Genomic DNA, 17,322 nt, shown 5'->3' on the forward strand with positions numbered 1-17,322 from the left:
CGATGTCCGGCTTCCCCCTGCGTCGCCCGCGCGCCGCCGCTTCCCCGCGTCGCCTGCGCACCGCCGTCCCGGCGGTCCTCGCGGCGCTGTCCCTGACCGCGCTGGCCGCCTGCTCCGGCGGATCCTCCTCGGACGTGCCCGGCGGCGCCAAGCCCGCCGGCGAGGACGTCGCCAAGAAGGCCGACGTCGCCCCGGACAGCACGATCCTGCCCAACTCCACGATGGCCAAGATCAAGGCGCGCGGCTACCTGATCGTCGGCGGCTCCCAGGACGCCCCGCTGTGGTCGCAGCTCAACCCGATATCCGGCAAGACCGACGGGTTCGACGCCGAGATGGGCCGGCTGCTCGCCAAGTACATCATCGGCAAGCCCGAGGTGAAGATCGTCAGTTCGGCCACCGAGACCCGCGAGGCGCTGCTGCAGAACGGCACCGTCGACGTGGTCTTCCAGACCTACACGATCACCCCCAAGCGGGCCGAACAGGTCGCGTTCGCGGGCCCGTACTACTCGTCGGGCCAGGCCATCCTGGTCAAGAAGGGCGCCGGCGGCATCAAGGTCCCGGCCGACCTGAACGGCAAGACCGTGATCGCGGGCGCCAACACGCCCGCCATCGCCGCGATCAAGCAGGTCGCACCGGACGCGAAGGTGGTCACCTTCGGCAGCGACCCGGAGTGTGTCACCGCGCTGCGCCAGGGCCGCGGCGACGCGTACGTCCAGGACCAGGCGCTCCTGGTCGCGGACGTGAAGCAGAACCCCGACACCACCGTGGTCGGCGAGCCGTTCACGGCCGACCCGTACGGCATCGGACTCGGGCACGACGACGTCGCGTTCAAGACGTTCGTCAACGACTGGCTGCGCAAGATCGGCCAGGACGGCTCGTGGCAGGCGATCTGGAAGCAGACCCTGGGCACGGTCGTCGAGGGCAACCCGCCGACGCCGCCCGCGATCGGCGGCGTGCCCGGCTCCTGATCCCCGGGTCGGGAGGGTGACACGCCGCGCCCTCCCGACCCGGCTTCCGGCGCCCGACCCGAGTCGCCGCCCCTCCCGGCGCGACCTCGGGCCGGGAGTCCGGCACCGAGTTCCGCTCCGACCCGCCTCCCCTCGAAGCCGGGCTCGCCCACCGCGCGTGCCTTCCCGCCCCCTCCCGAAAGGCCATCGCCGATGGATGTCGTGCTGCGACATCTCTCCGCCTTCACCGACGGCATCACCACCACGCTCGAACTCACCGCGCTCTCCTTCGCCGGCGCGCTGCTGATCGGCGTCGTGGTGGCCGCCCTGCGGGTGTCCCCCGTCGCCGCCCTGCGCGGAGTGGGCACCGTGTACGTGGAGACCTTCCAGAACACCCCGCTGCTGGTCCTGCTCGTGCTGTTCGTCTTCGGTCTGCCCGAAGTCGGGGTGATCTTCCCGCTGTTCACCACCGCGGTGATCGTGATCGCGCTGTACGAGGCGGCCTACATCGCCGAGGCGGTGCGGTCCGGGATCAACACGGTGTCCATCGGCCAGGCCGAGGCGGCCCGGGCGCTGGGATTGACCTTCGGCCAGTCGCTGCGCCTGGTGATCCTGCCGCAGGCGCTGCGCGGCGTGGTCCAGCCGATCGGAAACATCTTCATCGCGCTGACCATGAACACCTCGTTGGCCGCGGCCGTGGGCGTGGTCGAACTGACCTCCGCCGCGAACCGGGTCAACCTGCTGGAGGCCCAGCCCATCCCGGTGTTCGTCGGGGCGGGCCTGGGCTACATGGTCATCTGCGCCGTCGCGGGCCTGCTCACCGGCGTGATCGAGCGGAAGGTGGCGATCGTGCGATGAGCGCGTCCCGAGTGCTGTTCGACGAGCCCGGTCCGATCGCGCGCCGCCGGATGCGCATCGCCGGCATCGTGGCCATCGTCGCGGTCGCCGCGCTGTCGGCCCTGGCCGTACGGCGGTTCGCCGACCACGGTCAGCTCGACGCGGACAAGTGGCGGCCCTACACCACGTGGCCGATGTGGCGATACCTGCTGGAGGGCCTGTGGGCCACGATTCGCGCCGCGATCGTCGCCACCGCGCTGTCCATGGCCGGCGGCATCGTGCTGGCCCTGGGCCGGCTGTCCCGACGTCGTGCGCTGCGGTGGTCGGCCACCGGCTACATCGAGGTGATGCGCACGGTCCCGGTGCTGCTGCTCGTCTACCTGGTCCTGTTCGGACTGCCGCACTACGGCGTGGACCTGCCGCTGTTCTGGAAACTGGTGCTGCCTCTGTCGGTGTCCGCGTCCGCCGTCTTCGCGGAGATCTTCCGGGCGGGCATCCTGTCCCTGGACCGCGGCCAGCGCGAAGCGGGCCTGGCCGTCGGCCTGACCGACACACAGACCATGCGACTGATCGTGCTGCCGCAGGCGGTACGCCGGTTGTTGCCGTCGCTGGTCAGCCAATCGGTGGGTCTGCTCAAGGACACCTCGCTCGGTTTCATCGTCAGCTATTCCGAGCTGCTGTACAGCGGTCGCGTGTTGGCCAGCTACAACCGGTTGCTGATCCAGACCTACATCATCATCGCCCTCGTCTACATCGTGCTCAACGCGTCGCTGTCGAAGCTGGCCCGCACCTTGGAGGCCCGGCAGGGCTTTCGACCCACAGGCCGGCGCAGCGTGCGAACCCTGCTGCGGGCCCGCGCCGGCGCGGACGCCCGGCTGTGACCACCCCACGCCGAACGGCCGGCACCGACGTGGCACCGCCGACGGCCGAATCACCCGGCGCGGCCGTGCCGTCCGCGATCGTCGACCCGAGCGAACACCTCCACCCGGAGGACCCGATGCACCAGGAGGACACCGTGCGCCCCGAACCCAGCCCGCGCTACGCCGAGTTGGCCGAGGTGGTCCGCTCCGGATTCGTGGAGAGCCGGCACTTCGGCAGTCTCGTCGCGCTGGCCCCGGACGGGCGACCCGTCATCGAGCTGGGCGACCCGAACGAGGCGGTGATACCGCGCTCTTCGGCCAAACCGTTCCAGGCGCTGGCCTGTCTGCGCGCGGGCGCGCCGTTGGCCGGGGCGCACGTGGCCATCGCGGCGGGCAGCCATACCGGGCAGGACTTCCACGTTCGCGCGGTGGGCGAGATCCTTGCGGCGGCCGGCCTGACCGGCGACGCGCTGCGGTGTCCACCGAGCCGACCGGAGGACGAGGCGGCCTACAAGGCGATGATCGGGCGCGGCGAGGCGGACTCGCGGGAGCGGATGAACTGTTCCGGCAAACATGCCGCGATGCTGGCCGCGTGTGTCGCGGCCGGGTGGCCGACCGACGGCTACCTCGATCCGGCGCATCCGTTGCAACTGCTGGTTCGCGAGGGCATCGAGGAGTCGGCGGGCGAGTCGACGGCGCACACCGCCGTGGACGGCTGCGGCGCGCCGGTGTTCGCGATGACCCTGACCGGGCTGGCCCGCGGCGTGCGCACGCTGGCCACCGCGACGAACGGTCCCGGGCGCACGGTGGCCGAGGCGATGCGCGAACACCCGGAGTACGTCGGCGGGGACGGGCAGGCCAACACCGAGGTGATGCGGCTGTTGCCCGGCGTCGTGGTCAAGGGCGGCGCCGAGGGCGTGTTCGTGGCCGCGACGACGGCCGGACACGCGGTCGCCGTCAAGGTGATCGACGGCAGCCCGCGGGCGACCACCGCGCTCGCGCTGGCCGCGTTGCGCACGCTCGGCGTGGACACCGCCCCGGCGCACGAATGGGCGTCCGTACCGGTGCTGGGTGGCGGTCTGCCGGTCGGCGAGGTCCGGGTGAGCACAAGCCTGACCTGACGTCACCCCCGCGGAGCCGGGCCCTCGTCCGGGGCTCCGCCGACCCACTCGCTCGTTCTCGGCCCCACCAGGAGATTCACGACATGATCGTCACCGCCGGCCCCACCCCCGCCCTGACCTACGAGATCTGCATCGACGACGTCCCCGGCGCACTCGCCGCCGAGCGGGTGGGCGCGCACCGGGTCGAGTTGTGCGCGGACCTGTTCGAGGGCGGCATCACGCCCAGCCTCGGCCTGATCGAGACCACCCTGGCCGCCGTCGACACGATCCGAGTCCACGTCATCGTGCGCCCGCGCGGCGGCGACTTCGTCTACGACGAGTACGAGGTCGCCGCGATGCGCCGGGACGTCGAGGCGATCCGGGCGGCCGGCGCCCACGGCGTGGTGATCGGCGCGCTGACCCCGGACGGCGACCTGGACCGGCCGGTGATCGAGCAGTTGCTGGCCGCGGCCGGCGACCGCTCGGTCACCTTCCACCGCGCCTTCGACATGACCCGCGACCCGCACGCCGCACTGGAGGAGCTGATCGAACTCGGCGTGCATCGGGTGCTCACCTCCGGCCAGGACAGCAGCGTGCTGGAGGGTGCACCACTGATCGCGCGTCTGGTCGAACAGGCCGCGGGCCGGATCGTGATCATGCCGGGCGGCGGCATCACCGCCCGCAACATCGACCGGGTGCTCGCCGCCACGGGGGTGCACGAGGTGCACTTCGCGGCGGGCGCGGTCCTGGAGAGCACCGCGACCCACCGCAACCCGCACCCCTACATGGGCGGCGCGCTGCGCCAGCCGGAGTACGCCCGCCGGGTGACCTCGGCGGACGGCATCCGCGACGTGGTCGAGGCCGCCCGCAAGCACTGACGCACGAACGCGGGCGCCTCTCGGGAAACGTGTTCGCCGGGCAGCGATGAGTTTGCCGTGCGGAACAGGTCGGTACTCGTGTACACCACCCACACCGAGTACCGGAGGTAACGATGACGGGCAAGGCACTCATCACCTGTCTGTGGTTCGACGGCCAGGCCGAGGAGGCCGCGAACCACTACCTGTCCATCTTCGAGGACGCCAAGCTGGGCCGGGTCGGCCGCTACACCGAGGCCGGGCCCGGTCCGGCGGGCTCCGTGCTCACCGTCGAATTCGAGATCAACGGGCAGAAGTTCGTCGGTCTCAACGGCGGCCCGCAGTTCACCTTCAACGAGGCCGTCTCGTTCCAGATCCCGTGCGCGGACCAGGACGAGGTGGACTACTACTGGACCAAGCTGTCCGAGGGCGGGCAGGAGGGTCCCTGCGGGTGGCTCAAGGACAAGTACGGCGTTTCCTGGCAGGTCGTGCCGACCGAGCTGATCGACATGGTCGGCGACCCGGACCCGGAGAAGGCAACCCGGGCGAGCGCGGCGATGTTGAAGATGGGCAAGCTCGACATCGCGACGTTGCGCAGGGCGTACGCGGGAGAGTGACGACGTCGCGGATGCGCCGACCGGATCGTGCCCACCGCCCCGGGGCATGAGCCGGTCGGCGCGCGCTGCGCGGACGGCGGGAATCGGCCCGGCAGGAATCGTCGCCGCGCGGTCCGACCCGGCGGGCCGAGCGATCGTGTGGCCGAACCTGTTCCGCCCGAGGCGGAGTTCGCGCAAGACCCCGCGAACGCGGCCCGAATCGTCCGGGTGTTGCCGCATCCGCTGTTGCGTCCCGGCGTGCGGTTCCATCGCGGTTACGGCAGCAGCACGTTCAACACGTTCCTCATGTACCGGGCCCGTTCGCATGCCCGCCCGCGCCTTGCGGAAACCGGCCGGCCTTCGCCACGGGCCACCGAAATCGGTCGTGTCCCGGATGGGTGGGCGAAGGCGTTCGGGTGGGCCGACTCGGGCGTGGCGCAGGCCCGGAGGAAGACGAGTCAGGCGGGCTGCCACAGCTCGATGCGATTGCCCTCGGGGTCGGTGACCCAGCCGAAGCGACCGACGCCCGCCATGTCCTGCGTCGCCGTAGCCACGTCCGCTCCCTTGGCGCGCAGTTGAGCGAGCATCGCATCCAGGTCGCGCACCCGGAAGTTGATCATGGTTTGCTGGGCGCGGGAGCCGAAGTAGTCGGTCTCGGACTCGAACGGCGCCATCACCGTCGGCCCGGCTTCCTGACGCCACAGGCCGTTGTCGTCGGCGTCCAGGCCCAGGCAATCGCGATACCACGCGCCCAGGGCCACCGGGTCGGCGGCCCGCATGAAGTAACCACCGATTCCAAGCACACGTTCCATGTCGCCATCTTGCCAGGACAAGCGATCGGCATGCCCGAGTACGCGCGAGCAGCGCACTCACGGCCGACGCGGGCGGGGGCGACATGCGCGGGATCCATGCGCGGGCACACCCTCGCTGATGTGGCGCGACGATGCACCGACGACGGCGCCCTCCCCGCATACCCGGCGCGGTGGCGCCCCCGGCCGCAACCTCCCCCGCGCACCACGCGCCAGGGCACGGCCTCCCGCCGCCGCCTCCCCGGGCGCTTCGTCGGGTGCGAGAGGAAGGCCGGGAGGCGGCCACTCACCGGGCTCCCGGCCTTCCGATCAGGTGGGCTACTTGAGCCCGTTGTCGACCGCGGTCATCAGCACTCCGGTGTCTCCGCTCATCTCCCAGAGCATTGCGCCCAGGAGGTTCCTGGTGCGGAGCCAGGCCGTCTTCTTGCCGATGGACCATGTGTCGTCGAAGGTCCACCATTGGCCGTTGTTACCGGTGTAGCCGTAGGTCGAGACCGACTGTTCGTCGTGGTAGACGGTCAGGTTCGGTACCGACGCGATCAGATTGGCGTAGCCCCTGGTGCCGGCCTCCTCCGGGAACTGGCCCGGTGCGGCGCCGTTGGCGGCCTGCCATTCACCGTGCGCCCCGCCGTCCGTGACCTGTTGCCAGCCACGGCCGTAGAAGGCGAGCCCGAGCACCAGCTTGCGCGGGTCGACGCCCGCGTCCAGATAGTGCTGGACGGTGGATTCGACACTGAACTTGGTCGGGTACGGGTCCCCGGCGTCGACGTACAGGTTGCCCTGGTCGCCGGTGCGGTTCGGTTCCCAGCTGTTGTCGCTGCCGGAACCGTGGAAGTCGTAGCCCTGGACGTTGGCGAAGTCCATGTAGTCGAACACGCTGGGCGTGCCGTCCCGCGTGGTGATGTCCCAGCCCACGTCGATCTTGCCCGGGTCGGCCGGGGTGAACGCGGTGAGCAGGTAGTGCTTGCCGGTGGTCGAGCCCAGTGCGTCCATCTGCTTGCGGAACTCGGCCATCAGCAGGGTCAGGTTGTTCTTGTCGTCGGTCGAGATGTGGTTGCCGGCGTGACCCTCGGAGCCGGGCCACTCCCAGTCGATGTCGAACCCGTCGAAGACGCCCGCCGCGACACCGGTGCCGCCGCGTCCATTGGTCACCGGCAGGTTGCCCTTGATGTACATGTCCACGCAGGACTTCACGAACTTCTGCCGCGACGCGTCGGTCTTGGCGGCGTCCGAGAAGTACTTGCTGTATGTCCAACCGCCGATCGAGATCAGCGACTTGAGCTTCGGGTACTTGGCCTTGAGTTGCAGCAGCTGGTTGTAGTTTCCGGCCAGCGGCTGGTTCCAGGTGTCGGCGCTCCCGTTGACGGACTCGCCCGCACCGACCGAGCGTTCGTAGTCGGCCCACGAATCGCCCGCACCATCACCCTGGTTGGGATCCTGTGGTCCCGGGGTGGTGGCTCGGGTGACCCCGTTGAGGCAGGTCAGGTTGGTGGGATCGATGTTGGAGAACGCGTAGTTGAGGTGGGTCAGCTTGGCCGCCGCGCCGGTGGTGTCCAGTGACTTCATCGTGTAGGCGCGGCCGTAGATGCCCCACTGCACGAAGTAGCCCACACGCGCGTAGTCGTTGCCGGGGTTGCCCCCGCCGGTGGTCTTGACCGTCAGCGGCGCACTGGCCGGACCGGTCTGGTCGATGGTGTCCCGGGCGACCACCGTGTAGGTGTACGTGGTGTTCGCCGTCAGGCCACTGTCCCCGTAGGTGGTGGTGGTCACCGTCGCGAGCTTGGTCGCGCCCCGGTAGACGTCGTAGTTCTTGATGCCGTGATCGTCGGTCGCCGCCGCCCAGTTGAGCGTCAGCGAGGTGTCCGTTACCGCGCTCGCCCGGGGAGTGCCCGGCGCGGTCGGCGGATCGTCGGTGCCGCCACCCGTAGGCTTGGTGCGCAGCGTGGCCGAGGAACTCGCCGGGCCGGTCTGGCCGATGGTGTCCCGGGCGACGATCTTGTAGACGTAGGCGGTGTCGGCGCTCAGGCCGGTGTCGGTGTAGGCGGTGCCGGTGGCCGTGCCGACCACCGTGTTGCCCCGGTGGATGTCGTAGTTCTGAATGCCCTTGTCGTCGGTGGCCGCCGGCCAACTCAGCGAGATCGAGTCGACGGTGGTCGCGGTGGCGGTGGGCTGTCCCGGTGCGGTCGGCGGGTTGTCCGTCGGCGGCGCGCCGTCGCAGGGACCGCCATTGACCTTGCAGTTGGTGGGACTTCCGGGCCCGGAGCCGACGAAGCCGAACTTGGTACTGGCTCCGGGGGCGAGCGAGCCGTTGTACTCGCGGTTCTTCGCGGTGATGTGCGAACCGGACTTGGTGATCAGCGTGTCCCAGTACGCGCCCACGGAGGTGCCGGCGGGGAAGTCCCACTCGACGGTCCAGGCCGTGATGGCGGTGGTTCCGGTGTTCTTGATCGTCCACTCCGCCTGGAAGCCGCCGCCCCAGTCGGAGGTCTTGGCGAACGTTGCGGTCGCGCCCGCGGCAGCCTGCGCGGGCGCGGCCGACAGGCCGACCATCGCGGCGAGCGGGAGAAGCAGGGTGGCACAGATCGCGATGAATCTCTTGCCCTGCCTGGTGCGTTTGGTGCGCCTCACGGTTCCGATGGCCATGGGTGCTCCTGGATTTGGGATCCGATGGAGAACCTGCGCCCCACAATGGGCCGGGATGTCCGGCCCACACAGTAGGGCGAGCGTAATGAAGGTCTGGACCAATAATCAAGGTCTAGACCAGTAGGGATCAGTGGGGACCGGGATCGACCGAAATCCACTCGCCTGAACGGCAATCCCGCGACCCCGCATCAGCCCGCGGCCGAGCGCACGCCCGGAGACCCCGAAGCAGCGCCCGAACGACCGAACGCAGCCTGCCGTTTCGTTGGCCGCACTCGTTGTTCGACAGCCCTTCACGCAAAATGTGATTTGTGACATGGTACATGTCACGCGGTCGGCCGGACGCTCCCCTTCCGGTCCTCTGCAGCGCCAACTGCCCCACCACCGTTGGGATTTCGGTGGGGCAGGGACCAGGACCACGCTCGCGCCGATCCCGAAGTCCCCGGAGCGGGACCGGCGACGAACCGCTCATGCCGTGGCACCACCCCTCATCCGGAGGCACGCATCGGCGTGACCTCTGTTCCGCAAGGAGACGGTCTTTGCGAACCAAACCGGCACGACAGGGACTTCGCCGCATCGCGGTGGTCACCATCTCCCTCGCCATGGGCTTCGGGTTGTTCACCCAGCCCGGATCGGCCGCCCCCTCCGATCCGGCCGTGACGACACCGACGGCCCGGGCGGCCTCCACGTCCGCCCCCACCTCCACCGCCGGACCGTCGGCCGCCATCGCCCCCAGCGCCTCGGCCGACCAAACCCCGCACACCCAGGGCAAACCGCTACCGGTACCCGCCCGCCCACCGCTGTCCGCGTCCGCGTCGGCCACCGCCCGGCGCGACTACGACGATCCGTCGGCCGCCGTACTCCCGGCCCGCCCGTCCATGGCCGCCGAGCAACGCGCCGCCGCGGCGGCGACCTGCACGGTCGCCGACTTCGCCGGACGCAGCGGCGCCGCGCTCGTCCAGCAGATCAAGGCATCGACCACGGACTGCGTCAACACGCTGTTCACGGTCACCGGGCCCGACGCCTACTCGATCTTCCGTGAGGCGCAGATGACCACGGTCGCCTACGCCCTGCGCGACCTGGCCGGCGCCTACCCGGGCAACGGCAGCACCGGCGCCCCGCAGATCGTGCTCTTCCTGCGGGCCGGCTACTACGTGCACTGGTACAACCAGTCCACCGTGGGCACCTACGGCCCCACGTTGCAGACCGCCATCCGATCGGGTCTGGACGCCTTCTACGCCAATACGCACTCCTCCGACGTCACCGACGCCAACGGCGAGACGCTGGCCGAGGCGGTCACCCTGATCGACAGCGCCGAGGAGAACGCCCGTTACCTCTACGTGGTCAAGCGCCTGTTGGCGGGCTACAACAGCTCGTACGACGCGTCCTGGTGGATGAAGGCCGCGGTCAACAACGTCTTCACCGTGCTGTTCCGCGGGCACCAGGTCCCCGAATTCGTCACCGCGGTGCAGGCCGACCCGAGCATCGTCGACGCGGTCGACGCGTTCGCGACCGCGCACCGCGACCTGCTCGGCACCGACCGCGCGTACCTGACCACCAACGCGGGTCGCGAACTGGTCCGCTTCGTGCAGTACCCGACCCTCCAGGCCAAGGTGCGCCCGAAGGTGCGCGCGCACCTGCAGGCCACCTCGATGACCGGCCCCACCGCACCGCTGTGGGTCGCCCTGGCCGAGGGAACGGACTTCTACGACAAGGCACAGTGCGCCTACTACGACACCTGCAACCTCCAGGCCAGGCTGACCGCGGCCGTGCTGACCGTCGACTACACGTGCAGTACGAGCATCCGCATCCGCGCGCAGGAGCTGACCCCGGCCAACCTCGGCGCCGCGTGCACCAGTCTGCGCAACCAGGACGCCTACTTCCACGGCGTGGTCGCGGACAACGGCCCCGTCGCCAACGACCACAACAGCACCATCGAGGTCGTGGTCTTCGACTCCAGCAGCGACTACCAGACCTACGCCGGCGCGATCTTCGGCATCGACACCAACAACGGCGGCATGTACCTGGAGGGCGACCCGAGCGCAGCCGGCAACCAGCCGCGCTTCATCGCCTACGAGGCCGAGTGGACGCGTCCCGCGTTCGAGATCTGGAACCTCAACCACGAGTACACGCACTACCTCGACGGCCGCTTCGACATGGCCGGCGACTTCAACGCCGGCGTCACCACCCCGACCATCTGGTGGATCGAGGGCTTCGCCGAGTACGTCTCCTACTCCTACCGCAACCTGCCCTACGACGCGGCGATCACCGAGGCGGGCAAGCACACCTACGCGCTGAGCACGGTGTTCGACACCACCTACTCCCACGACACGACCCGCATCTACCGCTGGGGCTACCTCGGGGTGCGGTACATGCTGCAAAAGCACCCCGCGGACGTCACCCGGCTGCTGGGCTACTACCGGGCCGGCGACTGGACCGGCGCCCGCTCGTTCCTGACGAGCACCATCGGCACCCGCTACGACAGCGACTGGTACACGTGGCTGGCGGCCTGCGCGGCGGGCGACTGCGGCGGCGGCACTCCCGCCAACCGTCCGCCGGTGGCCGAGTTCACCAGCGCCGTCACCGGCACCTCGGTCGCCTTCGCCGACACCTCCACCGACCCGGACGGCACCATCGCCTCCCGTGCCTGGGACTTCGGCGACGGCACCACCTCGACCGCGACCAACCCGACCAAGACCTACGCCGCGGGCACCTACACCGTACGGCTGACCGTGACCGACAACCGAGGCGCCACCGCCAACGTCACGCACACCGTCACGGTCACCGGCGGCGGCACCGCCGAGTGCACCGACCCCGACACCCGCGCGCTGGGCAAGAACTGCCGGCGCAGCGCCCTGTCGGCGGCGACGGATGGAAACGACAAGCTCTACTTCTACATCTACATCCCGGCGGGTACCGCCCGTCTGAACATCACCACCGCCGGTGGTACCGGCAACGCCGACCTCTACTACAACAGTGACGTGTGGGCCACGAACACCGCCTACACGGTCAAGTCCACCGCGGCCGGAAACGCCGAGACGCTGACCATCACGGCACCGCCCGAGGGCTACCACTACATCACCCTCCACGCGAAGCAGTCCTTCGCCGGCACGTCGCTCACCACCGCCTACTGACCCGAACGCGCACCACGAGTCGCGCGGCTCGTACCGGGCGGCGGCGGGGCCCTACCGGGCCTCGTCGCCGCCCGTCGTCGACTCGCGGGCGACGGACGCGGGCCGGAGCAGCACCGCCCGATCGGCACCGCAGCGAACGGCGTCACCACGACGACCCCCGCGGGGCCGTCGGCCGCGTACCCCGACATCCGCCACCGTCAGCCGACATCCCCTGCGGTCAACCGACCGCCGCCGGGCGCGTCGGCAACCGACCTGCCCCGCGCGCCGCCGATCACCACGCCGAGCACGGTCGAGGTCGGCACGTACCCGAAGTGCCGCGAGTCCTGCGTGCGCGCCGCGTCCCCGCGTACCACCAGCGAACCGGCCGGCACGGCCGTTCCGCGCACCGCGTGCACCGCCGGGCGCACCTCGCGCGGCACCGGATCGCCGGGCATCGCCGCGACCCGTTTGACCAGCCAGCGCAGGTCGTCCTCCGCGCCGTACCGGACCGGATTGCGAAAGACGATCGCGTCGCCGCGCCGCACGGCGGTGGTCCGACGCACGATCAACCGCTCGCCGTCCACGAACGTCGGTGCCATGCTCATCCCGGTCACCCGCACCAGCGCCAACCGCGAGCGCACCGCCCACCCGGCCAGCGCCGCACTCGCCGCGACCGCCCCGAGGACCAGGGCCGCACGCCCGTTCCGCCTCACCGCGCCACCTCCGCGCGCCCGTTCGACCTCACTGCGCCTCCTCCGCGATCCTGGCCGAGTCCTCGCGCGGGTCCCGGTATCCGGCCGCCTGGAGGTCGAACAGCCGGGCGTAGTGCCCATCGGCCAGGGCCATCAGCTGGTCGTGGCCGCCCAGTTCGGTGATCCGGCCGTCGGCGAGCACGGCGATGGTGTCCGCGTCGCGCAGCGCGCCGAGCCGGTGCGACACGAGCAGGCTGGTCCGGCCGGCCCGGTGTCGGTGCAGCGTGCGGTGCACCTCGTGCTCGGCCTCGGCGTCCAGGCCCGAGCTGGGCTCGTCCAGGATCAGCAGGTCCGCGTCGCCGCGCATCAGCGACCGGGCCAGTGCGACCCGCTGCCACTGGCCGCCGGACAGCGTGACGCCGGCCCTGTCGTCGTCCTCGTCCAGGTGCACCCGGCTCAACTGGGTCCGGTAGCCGTCCGGCAGCGCGGACAGGTCCGCGTCGATGCCGGCCAGTACCGCGCTCATCCGGATCCGGGCCGAGTCCTCGCGGTGGGCCAGGTCGCCGATGCCGATGTTCTCCGCTGCGGAGAGGTCGTAGGTCATGTAGTCCTGGAAGGTCACCCCGAGCCGGCGGCGCAGTGCGGCCACGTCCATCGTGCGGATGTCCACGCCGTCCCAGCGGATCGCGCCCCGATCCGGGTCGTAGAACCGGCAAAGCAGCTTGATCAGCGTGCTCTTGCCGGTGCCGTTGCGTCCGACCAGGCCCACCGCGCGACCCGCCGGCACCACCAGGCTCACCCCGCGCAGCACCCACGGCCCCTGTGCGTCGTAGCGGAACCACACGTCGTCGAACTCGAGTTGCCCACGCAGCGCGGGCACCCGGCCGGTCCCGGGGTCGAGGTCGTCGGGGGTGTCCATCACATCCAGGAAATGGCCGAACAGCCGAATCGCCTCGGCGGCCATGCCGGCCTGGGTGACCACGCCGGTGAATGCCTGCTGCACGCCGGCCGCGGCGGCGGTGAACAACATCACGTCGCCGACCGTGAAGCGGCCGTGCGCCGCGCCGGCCACCACCACGACCATGCCCAGCCCGGCCACCACCGCGTTCAGTGCGGCGAATCCGGCTTGGATCAGCATGCCCCGTCGTGCCACCGTGAGTTCGGCGTCGGTGGCCTCGCGCAGCGCCCGCACCAGGCGGCCGTGCAGGAAGTCGCCCAGCCCGAACAGCCGGATCTCCTTGGCCGCGCGCGGGTCGGTCAGCAGTGATCGGTAGAACAGGCGGCGGCGCTGCTTCCCGGAGGTCAGCTCCAGCACCGCCACCTGCCGGCGGGCCATCGACAGCCGGGCCGCCAACGCGGCGACGCCGACCAGGAACAGCAGGCCCACCATCGGCGGCCACACGGCGAGCAGCACACCGGTGAACCCGCTCAGCGCGGCGGCGGAACGCACCACCTCCTGGCTGAACATGGTGATGTTGTGCGGTGCGTCCTCGGACGCCTGTTGGGCCAGTCGCAGGCGGTCGTGGAAGGCCGGGTCCTCGAAACGGCGCAGTCCGCGGAACTCGTTGACCTTGGCGAACAGGTCCCGCTCGACGGTGACCACGAGCCGCCGGCGCACCACCTCGTCCAGATAGGCGGCCAGTTGCATCAGCACCGCGAGCACCGCGCCGAGTGTGGCGAGCGCGAGGCCCAGTGCCACGGCCCGCCCGGAGTCGACGTGTTCGCCTCGGCCCAGCTCGTCGAAAAGCAGTTTGGTCAGCCACGCGGCCGGCGCGGGCAACACGCCGATCAGCACGGTGGCCGGCAGCAGCAGGAGCGCACCGACGGGCGCGGCCCTGAATTGCAGCGCGAGGGCCACCTTCACCGCGCGCGGGCGCAACCGGGACCCCGAAGGCGTACCGCCCTCCGAGGTCCCGTCCGGATCCGGGATCAACAGGGGTTGCCCAGCCGGATGGTGCAGACGCCGTTACAGCTGTAGCGGTACTCGCGGCCGCCGCTGCAGTAGCAGAGTTGGCCGACGTACTCGACGCAGGCTCCGGCGCGTTCTTCCTTCAGGACCAGGCCGAGCAGCCGGTCGCCCATGGTGCCGATCACTCGCTTCATCTTGTGCCTCCGGGAGTTCGCGGTTCGGTGACGGGTGTGCCGGTCAGCACTTGGTGGTGGTCTTCACACACGGGCCGTTGCAGCTGTACACGTAGCGGTAGTGGCTACGGCACGCGCAGAACTGGCCGTGCTCCGGGACGCACGCCCCGGCTCGTTTCTCGCGGAGGACGAGTCCCAACAGTTTGTCGCCCATGGTGCCGATCACACGGTTCATCGTGGACCTTCCATTGCAGGGTCGAATCGGCGAAAGCGGGGTGTGCTTCTGCCGGAGGCGACGCTAAACCCTTCGTCATCCGTGTCGCAAGACAAAGCAAGGCGCCCGAATCAATGAATGCCGTTTTTGTTTCGGGTGGCCGCCGAGTGAGCACTGTTGCCATTGGCGAGCTCGGGGATACATTTCGACGGCCGTGTTCGCCGGTCGCGCGGACTTCGAGGTCGACCGACATCCTTCGCCATTTTGGGAGCATCCCCATGCCGTTCCTGATCGCTGCCGTGGTGCTCGTCACGGTGCTGTGCCTGTTGAACCTGGTGCTCACGTTCGGCGTCATTCGCAAACTTCGCGCCCAGGGCGAACACGGGCATGGCGCGCAGAACGATGTGGACATCTCGGATCTGGTCTTGCCGGTGGGTTCGACGGCGCCCGCCTTCACCGCGGTCACCACCGCGGGTGAGACGGTCTCCCGGGACGGCTTGGGCGCCGCGCTGTTCGGCTTCTTCTCGCCGAACTGCCGGGCTTGCAGGGAGCGGTTGCCGCAGTTCGTAGAGGCGGCGCGCAAGGCGGGCGGCAGTCGTCGGGTGCTCGCGGTGGTGCACGGGGACGAGGCGGAGACCCGGGAGCAGGTCGCCGCGCTGGCCGCGGTCGCGCAGGTCGTGGTCGAACCGACCGACGGTCCGCTGGGTCGCGGATTCGCGGTGACCGGATATCCGGTGTTCGGTCTGCTGGCCGCGGACGGCACGATCACCGCGAGCGGTTTCGACCCGAAAGCCCTTTCCGCGCCGGTGCGCACCGCCGCCTGATTCGACCGATTCGGTCGGGCGCGTTCGGATTCCGGCAGGATCGTTTCTTCCGGACGATGGATTCCCGAACATGATCATTCTCGGCAGGCAATTCGATACCGTCGATCGGGCCGACAGTCGTGGAACGCCGCCCGCTTCCCGTTTGCGAACTCGCAAGTATTACCGGAATCAAATATCCCCCGGCGCGAATTCACCGCGCAACGTGCGGCGCGTTCCGGCCGTCGGGCAAGCAGTACGCGGGCCGGCCGCGTTCATTTCCCGCGGTCGTGGCAAAGTCGCCGGCCGGCAATCGCCCGACTCCGGCACCGGCCCGCGCATTGCCCGAACCGGCGCCGGCGCGGCAATCGCCCACCCCGGCACCGGCCGGCACGCCGCCCGCGTCCCGACGGCCCCCGACCGTCGGCGCGGTGTCCGGTCACACCCGGGCGTGGGTGGTGATGTCCTCCTCGAACAGTTCGACCATGCTCGCGGTCACCGTGGGGCGGGACTGGGCGAGGGCGTCCAGGTAGTCGCGGGTGTGTGCGCCCGGGCCTTCGGCCGCCGCGGACTCGTCGAACACGTCGCGCTCGAACGACGCCTGGGCGGCGATCCGGGCGGCGTGACCGATGTCGGCGGGCGTGAGCAACTCGCTGGCCGCCACCAGCGCGTCCAGGTCCACGTCCGGACGGGCCGACGCGTATCGGGTCCACATCGCCCGCCGCGCGTCCGCGTCCGGCGTGCCCACCGGGATGATGTAGTCGAATCGGCCCGGCCGCAGGAACGCCGGGTCCAGCGAGCGCACCGAATTGGTCGCGCACACCAGCAGCCGATCGCCGTGTTCGCGGAACGCCGGGATCAGCTTGAGCAGTTCGTTGGTCACCGCGTGACCGGCGCTGGGCCGGGCGTGCCGGACCGGCGCGATCTCCTCGACCTCGTCGATGAACACCACGATCCGCTCCAGCCTGGCCAACCGCCCGAACGCCTCGCGCAGCGCAGCGGCCAGGTTGCCGCCGTCGGCCAGCCGCGAGGGCAGCAGTTCCACGAACGGCCAGCCCAGACGGGAGGCGATCGCCCGGGCGAAGGTGGTCTTGCCGGTCCCGGGCGGCCCGAACAGCGCGATCGCGCTGGGCGGTTCGACGCCGTGCCGCAGCGCGCGCTCGGGATCGGCCAGTGGCAACACCACGCGCCGTTCGATCAGGTTCTTCTCCACCTCCATGCCGGCCACCTTCGACCACAGGTCGCTCGGCAACATTCGGCCGCCCAGCCGGTCCAGGGTCTCCGCCGCATGGTCGTCGACCGGCTCGACCTTCTCGAAGTAGGCCACCGCCGGCCGCCGCTCGTAGCCCGCGTTGCGCAGCCCCAACTCGCGCGTGTCCTCCTCGGGGAGCACATAGGCGATCCGGCGCACCCGCTCCTCGACCAACCTGCGCTCCAGCGCGAGCAGCAGCGTGCTGGTCAGCCCCAGACCGCGCGCGGCGGGCGAGATGGCGATCCGCATCACCCAGGCCCGCCCCTCGGACACCGTGGCCAGCGCCGCGCCCACCACCGCGCCGTCCCGCCGGGCGACCACGGCCGGCTGGCGCGAGGCCAGCGCGTTGATGCACTCGGACAGCGAGAAGACCGACTCCTGGCCGAGTTCGGTCGTGGTGTCGATCAGGTGCACCACCGCCGCGAGGTCCTCCTCGCGGTAGTCCTGTATGAGCCAGACCATGAACAGCTCCATCCGTGGATCGAGTGCCTCGACGAGTGGCAAACACTAGGGAGCATCGCCGCGC

Annotated in this window: 15 protein-coding genes; 8 read left to right on the forward strand and 7 right to left on the reverse strand. The window is 70.3% G+C overall.

The window, feature by feature from the left end:
* Positions 1–2: 2 nt before the first annotated feature.
* The 6 genes from A3IC_RS0115815 (at position 3) to A3IC_RS0115840 (ending at position 5,215) form a co-directional block, all read left to right on the forward strand.
* Complete coding sequence (locus A3IC_RS0115815; RefSeq protein ID WP_020551019.1) at positions 3–968, forward strand: glutamate ABC transporter substrate-binding protein; 966 nt, start codon at positions 3–5, stop codon at positions 966–968.
* 192 nt (positions 969–1,160) lie between these two features.
* A complete protein-coding gene (locus A3IC_RS0115820) occupies positions 1,161–1,805 on the forward strand; it encodes an amino acid ABC transporter permease (RefSeq protein WP_020551020.1) in 645 nt (214 codons plus the stop codon).
* Positions 1,802–2,665: an amino acid ABC transporter permease gene (locus tag A3IC_RS54705; protein ID WP_020551021.1), complete on the forward strand. Its 864-nt coding sequence runs from the start codon at positions 1,802–1,804 to the stop codon at positions 2,663–2,665. The genes A3IC_RS0115820 and A3IC_RS54705 overlap by 4 nt, the downstream gene beginning before the upstream one ends.
* Positions 2,662–3,765: an asparaginase gene (locus A3IC_RS0115830; RefSeq protein WP_020551022.1), complete on the forward strand. Its 1,104-nt coding sequence runs from the start codon at positions 2,662–2,664 to the stop codon at positions 3,763–3,765. Before A3IC_RS54705 ends, A3IC_RS0115830 begins: the two co-directional genes overlap by 4 nt.
* Before the next feature lie 83 nt (positions 3,766–3,848).
* Positions 3,849–4,622: a copper homeostasis protein CutC gene (locus A3IC_RS0115835; RefSeq protein WP_020551023.1), complete on the forward strand. Its 774-nt coding sequence runs from the start codon at positions 3,849–3,851 to the stop codon at positions 4,620–4,622.
* 113 nt (positions 4,623–4,735) lie between these two features.
* Entirely contained in the window at positions 4,736–5,215 is a 480-nt protein-coding gene (locus tag A3IC_RS0115840; protein ID WP_020551024.1) for a VOC family protein, read from the forward strand.
* 437 nt (positions 5,216–5,652) lie between these two features.
* Here the strand turns inward: A3IC_RS0115840 and A3IC_RS0115845 are convergent, their stop codons facing one another.
* Together A3IC_RS0115845 and A3IC_RS0115850 are read right to left on the reverse strand one after the other, a co-directional pair.
* The gene (locus A3IC_RS0115845) at positions 5,653–6,006 is read right to left on the reverse strand and encodes a VOC family protein (RefSeq protein WP_026218310.1); all 354 of its coding nucleotides are present in this window, start codon (positions 6,004–6,006) and stop codon (positions 5,653–5,655) included.
* A gap of 315 nt (positions 6,007–6,321) precedes the next feature.
* Positions 6,322–8,646 carry a glycoside hydrolase family 18 chitinase gene (locus A3IC_RS0115850; protein WP_020551026.1) on the reverse strand — a complete coding sequence of 775 codons (2,325 nt, stop codon included), beginning with the start codon at positions 8,644–8,646 and terminating at the stop codon, positions 6,322–6,324.
* A 536-nt stretch (positions 8,647–9,182) separates the two neighbouring features.
* Here A3IC_RS0115850 and A3IC_RS0115855 point away from each other — a divergent pair.
* Positions 9,183–11,777: a collagenase gene (locus A3IC_RS0115855; protein WP_040876687.1), complete on the forward strand. Its 2,595-nt coding sequence runs from the start codon at positions 9,183–9,185 to the stop codon at positions 11,775–11,777.
* Between the two features lie 197 nt (positions 11,778–11,974).
* Here A3IC_RS0115855 and A3IC_RS54710 read toward each other — a convergent pair whose 3' ends face one another.
* The 4 genes from A3IC_RS54710 to A3IC_RS69725 form a co-directional block, all read right to left on the reverse strand.
* Complete coding sequence (locus A3IC_RS54710) at positions 11,975–12,469, reverse strand: S26 family signal peptidase (protein ID WP_020551028.1); 495 nt, start codon at positions 12,467–12,469, stop codon at positions 11,975–11,977.
* A 28-nt stretch (positions 12,470–12,497) separates the two neighbouring features.
* Complete coding sequence (locus tag A3IC_RS0115865) at positions 12,498–14,312, reverse strand: ABC transporter ATP-binding protein (protein ID WP_020551029.1); 1,815 nt, start codon at positions 14,310–14,312, stop codon at positions 12,498–12,500.
* Positions 14,313–14,377: 65 nt separating this feature from the next.
* On the reverse strand, positions 14,378–14,551 hold the full coding sequence (locus A3IC_RS69720) for a hypothetical protein (protein WP_020551030.1): 174 nt from the start codon (positions 14,549–14,551) through the stop codon (positions 14,378–14,380).
* A gap of 43 nt (positions 14,552–14,594) precedes the next feature.
* Positions 14,595–14,765 carry a hypothetical protein gene (locus tag A3IC_RS69725; protein WP_020551031.1) on the reverse strand — a complete coding sequence of 57 codons (171 nt, stop codon included), beginning with the start codon at positions 14,763–14,765 and terminating at the stop codon, positions 14,595–14,597.
* A gap of 257 nt (positions 14,766–15,022) precedes the next feature.
* Here A3IC_RS69725 and A3IC_RS54715 point away from each other — a divergent pair, with 257 nt between their 5' ends.
* Positions 15,023–15,568, forward strand: a complete 546-nt coding sequence (locus A3IC_RS54715; protein WP_020551032.1) for a TlpA family protein disulfide reductase — start codon at positions 15,023–15,025, stop codon at positions 15,566–15,568.
* A 415-nt stretch (positions 15,569–15,983) separates the two neighbouring features.
* Here the strand turns inward: A3IC_RS54715 and A3IC_RS0115885 are convergent, their stop codons facing one another.
* The gene (locus A3IC_RS0115885) at positions 15,984–17,258 is read right to left on the reverse strand and encodes an ATP-binding protein (RefSeq protein ID WP_026218312.1); all 1,275 of its coding nucleotides are present in this window, start codon (positions 17,256–17,258) and stop codon (positions 15,984–15,986) included.
* Between the last annotated feature and the right edge of the window lie 64 nt (positions 17,259–17,322).

Origin of the sequence: Embleya scabrispora DSM 41855 (genome assembly GCF_000372745.1) — a bacterium.
GTDB lineage: Bacteria > Actinomycetota > Actinomycetes > Streptomycetales > Streptomycetaceae > Embleya > Embleya scabrispora.

Bases quoted from the DNA above. Each gene is read 5' to 3' on its own strand.
- A3IC_RS0115815 (WP_020551019.1), top strand. From the start codon at position 3: ATGTCCGGCTTCCCCCTGCGTCGCCCGCGCGCCGCCGCTTCCCCGCGT.
- A3IC_RS69720 (WP_020551030.1), bottom strand. From the start codon at position 14,551: ATGAAGCGAGTGATCGGCACCATGGGCGACCGGCTGCTCGGCCTGGTC.
- A3IC_RS0115850 (WP_020551026.1), bottom strand. From the start codon at position 8,646: ATGGCCATCGGAACCGTGAGGCGCACCAAACGCACCAGGCAGGGCAAG.
- A3IC_RS0115845 (WP_026218310.1), bottom strand. From the start codon at position 6,006: ATGGAACGTGTGCTTGGAATCGGTGGTTACTTCATGCGGGCCGCCGAC.
- A3IC_RS69725 (WP_020551031.1), bottom strand. From the start codon at position 14,765: ATGAACCGTGTGATCGGCACCATGGGCGACAAACTGTTGGGACTCGTC.
- A3IC_RS54705 (WP_020551021.1), top strand. From the start codon at position 1,802: ATGAGCGCGTCCCGAGTGCTGTTCGACGAGCCCGGTCCGATCGCGCGC.
- A3IC_RS0115840 (WP_020551024.1), top strand. From the start codon at position 4,736: ATGACGGGCAAGGCACTCATCACCTGTCTGTGGTTCGACGGCCAGGCC.
- A3IC_RS0115885 (WP_026218312.1), bottom strand. From the start codon at position 17,258: ATGGTCTGGCTCATACAGGACTACCGCGAGGAGGACCTCGCGGCGGTG.
- A3IC_RS0115835 (WP_020551023.1), top strand. From the start codon at position 3,849: ATGATCGTCACCGCCGGCCCCACCCCCGCCCTGACCTACGAGATCTGC.
- A3IC_RS0115820 (WP_020551020.1), top strand. From the start codon at position 1,161: ATGGATGTCGTGCTGCGACATCTCTCCGCCTTCACCGACGGCATCACC.
- A3IC_RS54715 (WP_020551032.1), top strand. From the start codon at position 15,023: ATGCCGTTCCTGATCGCTGCCGTGGTGCTCGTCACGGTGCTGTGCCTG.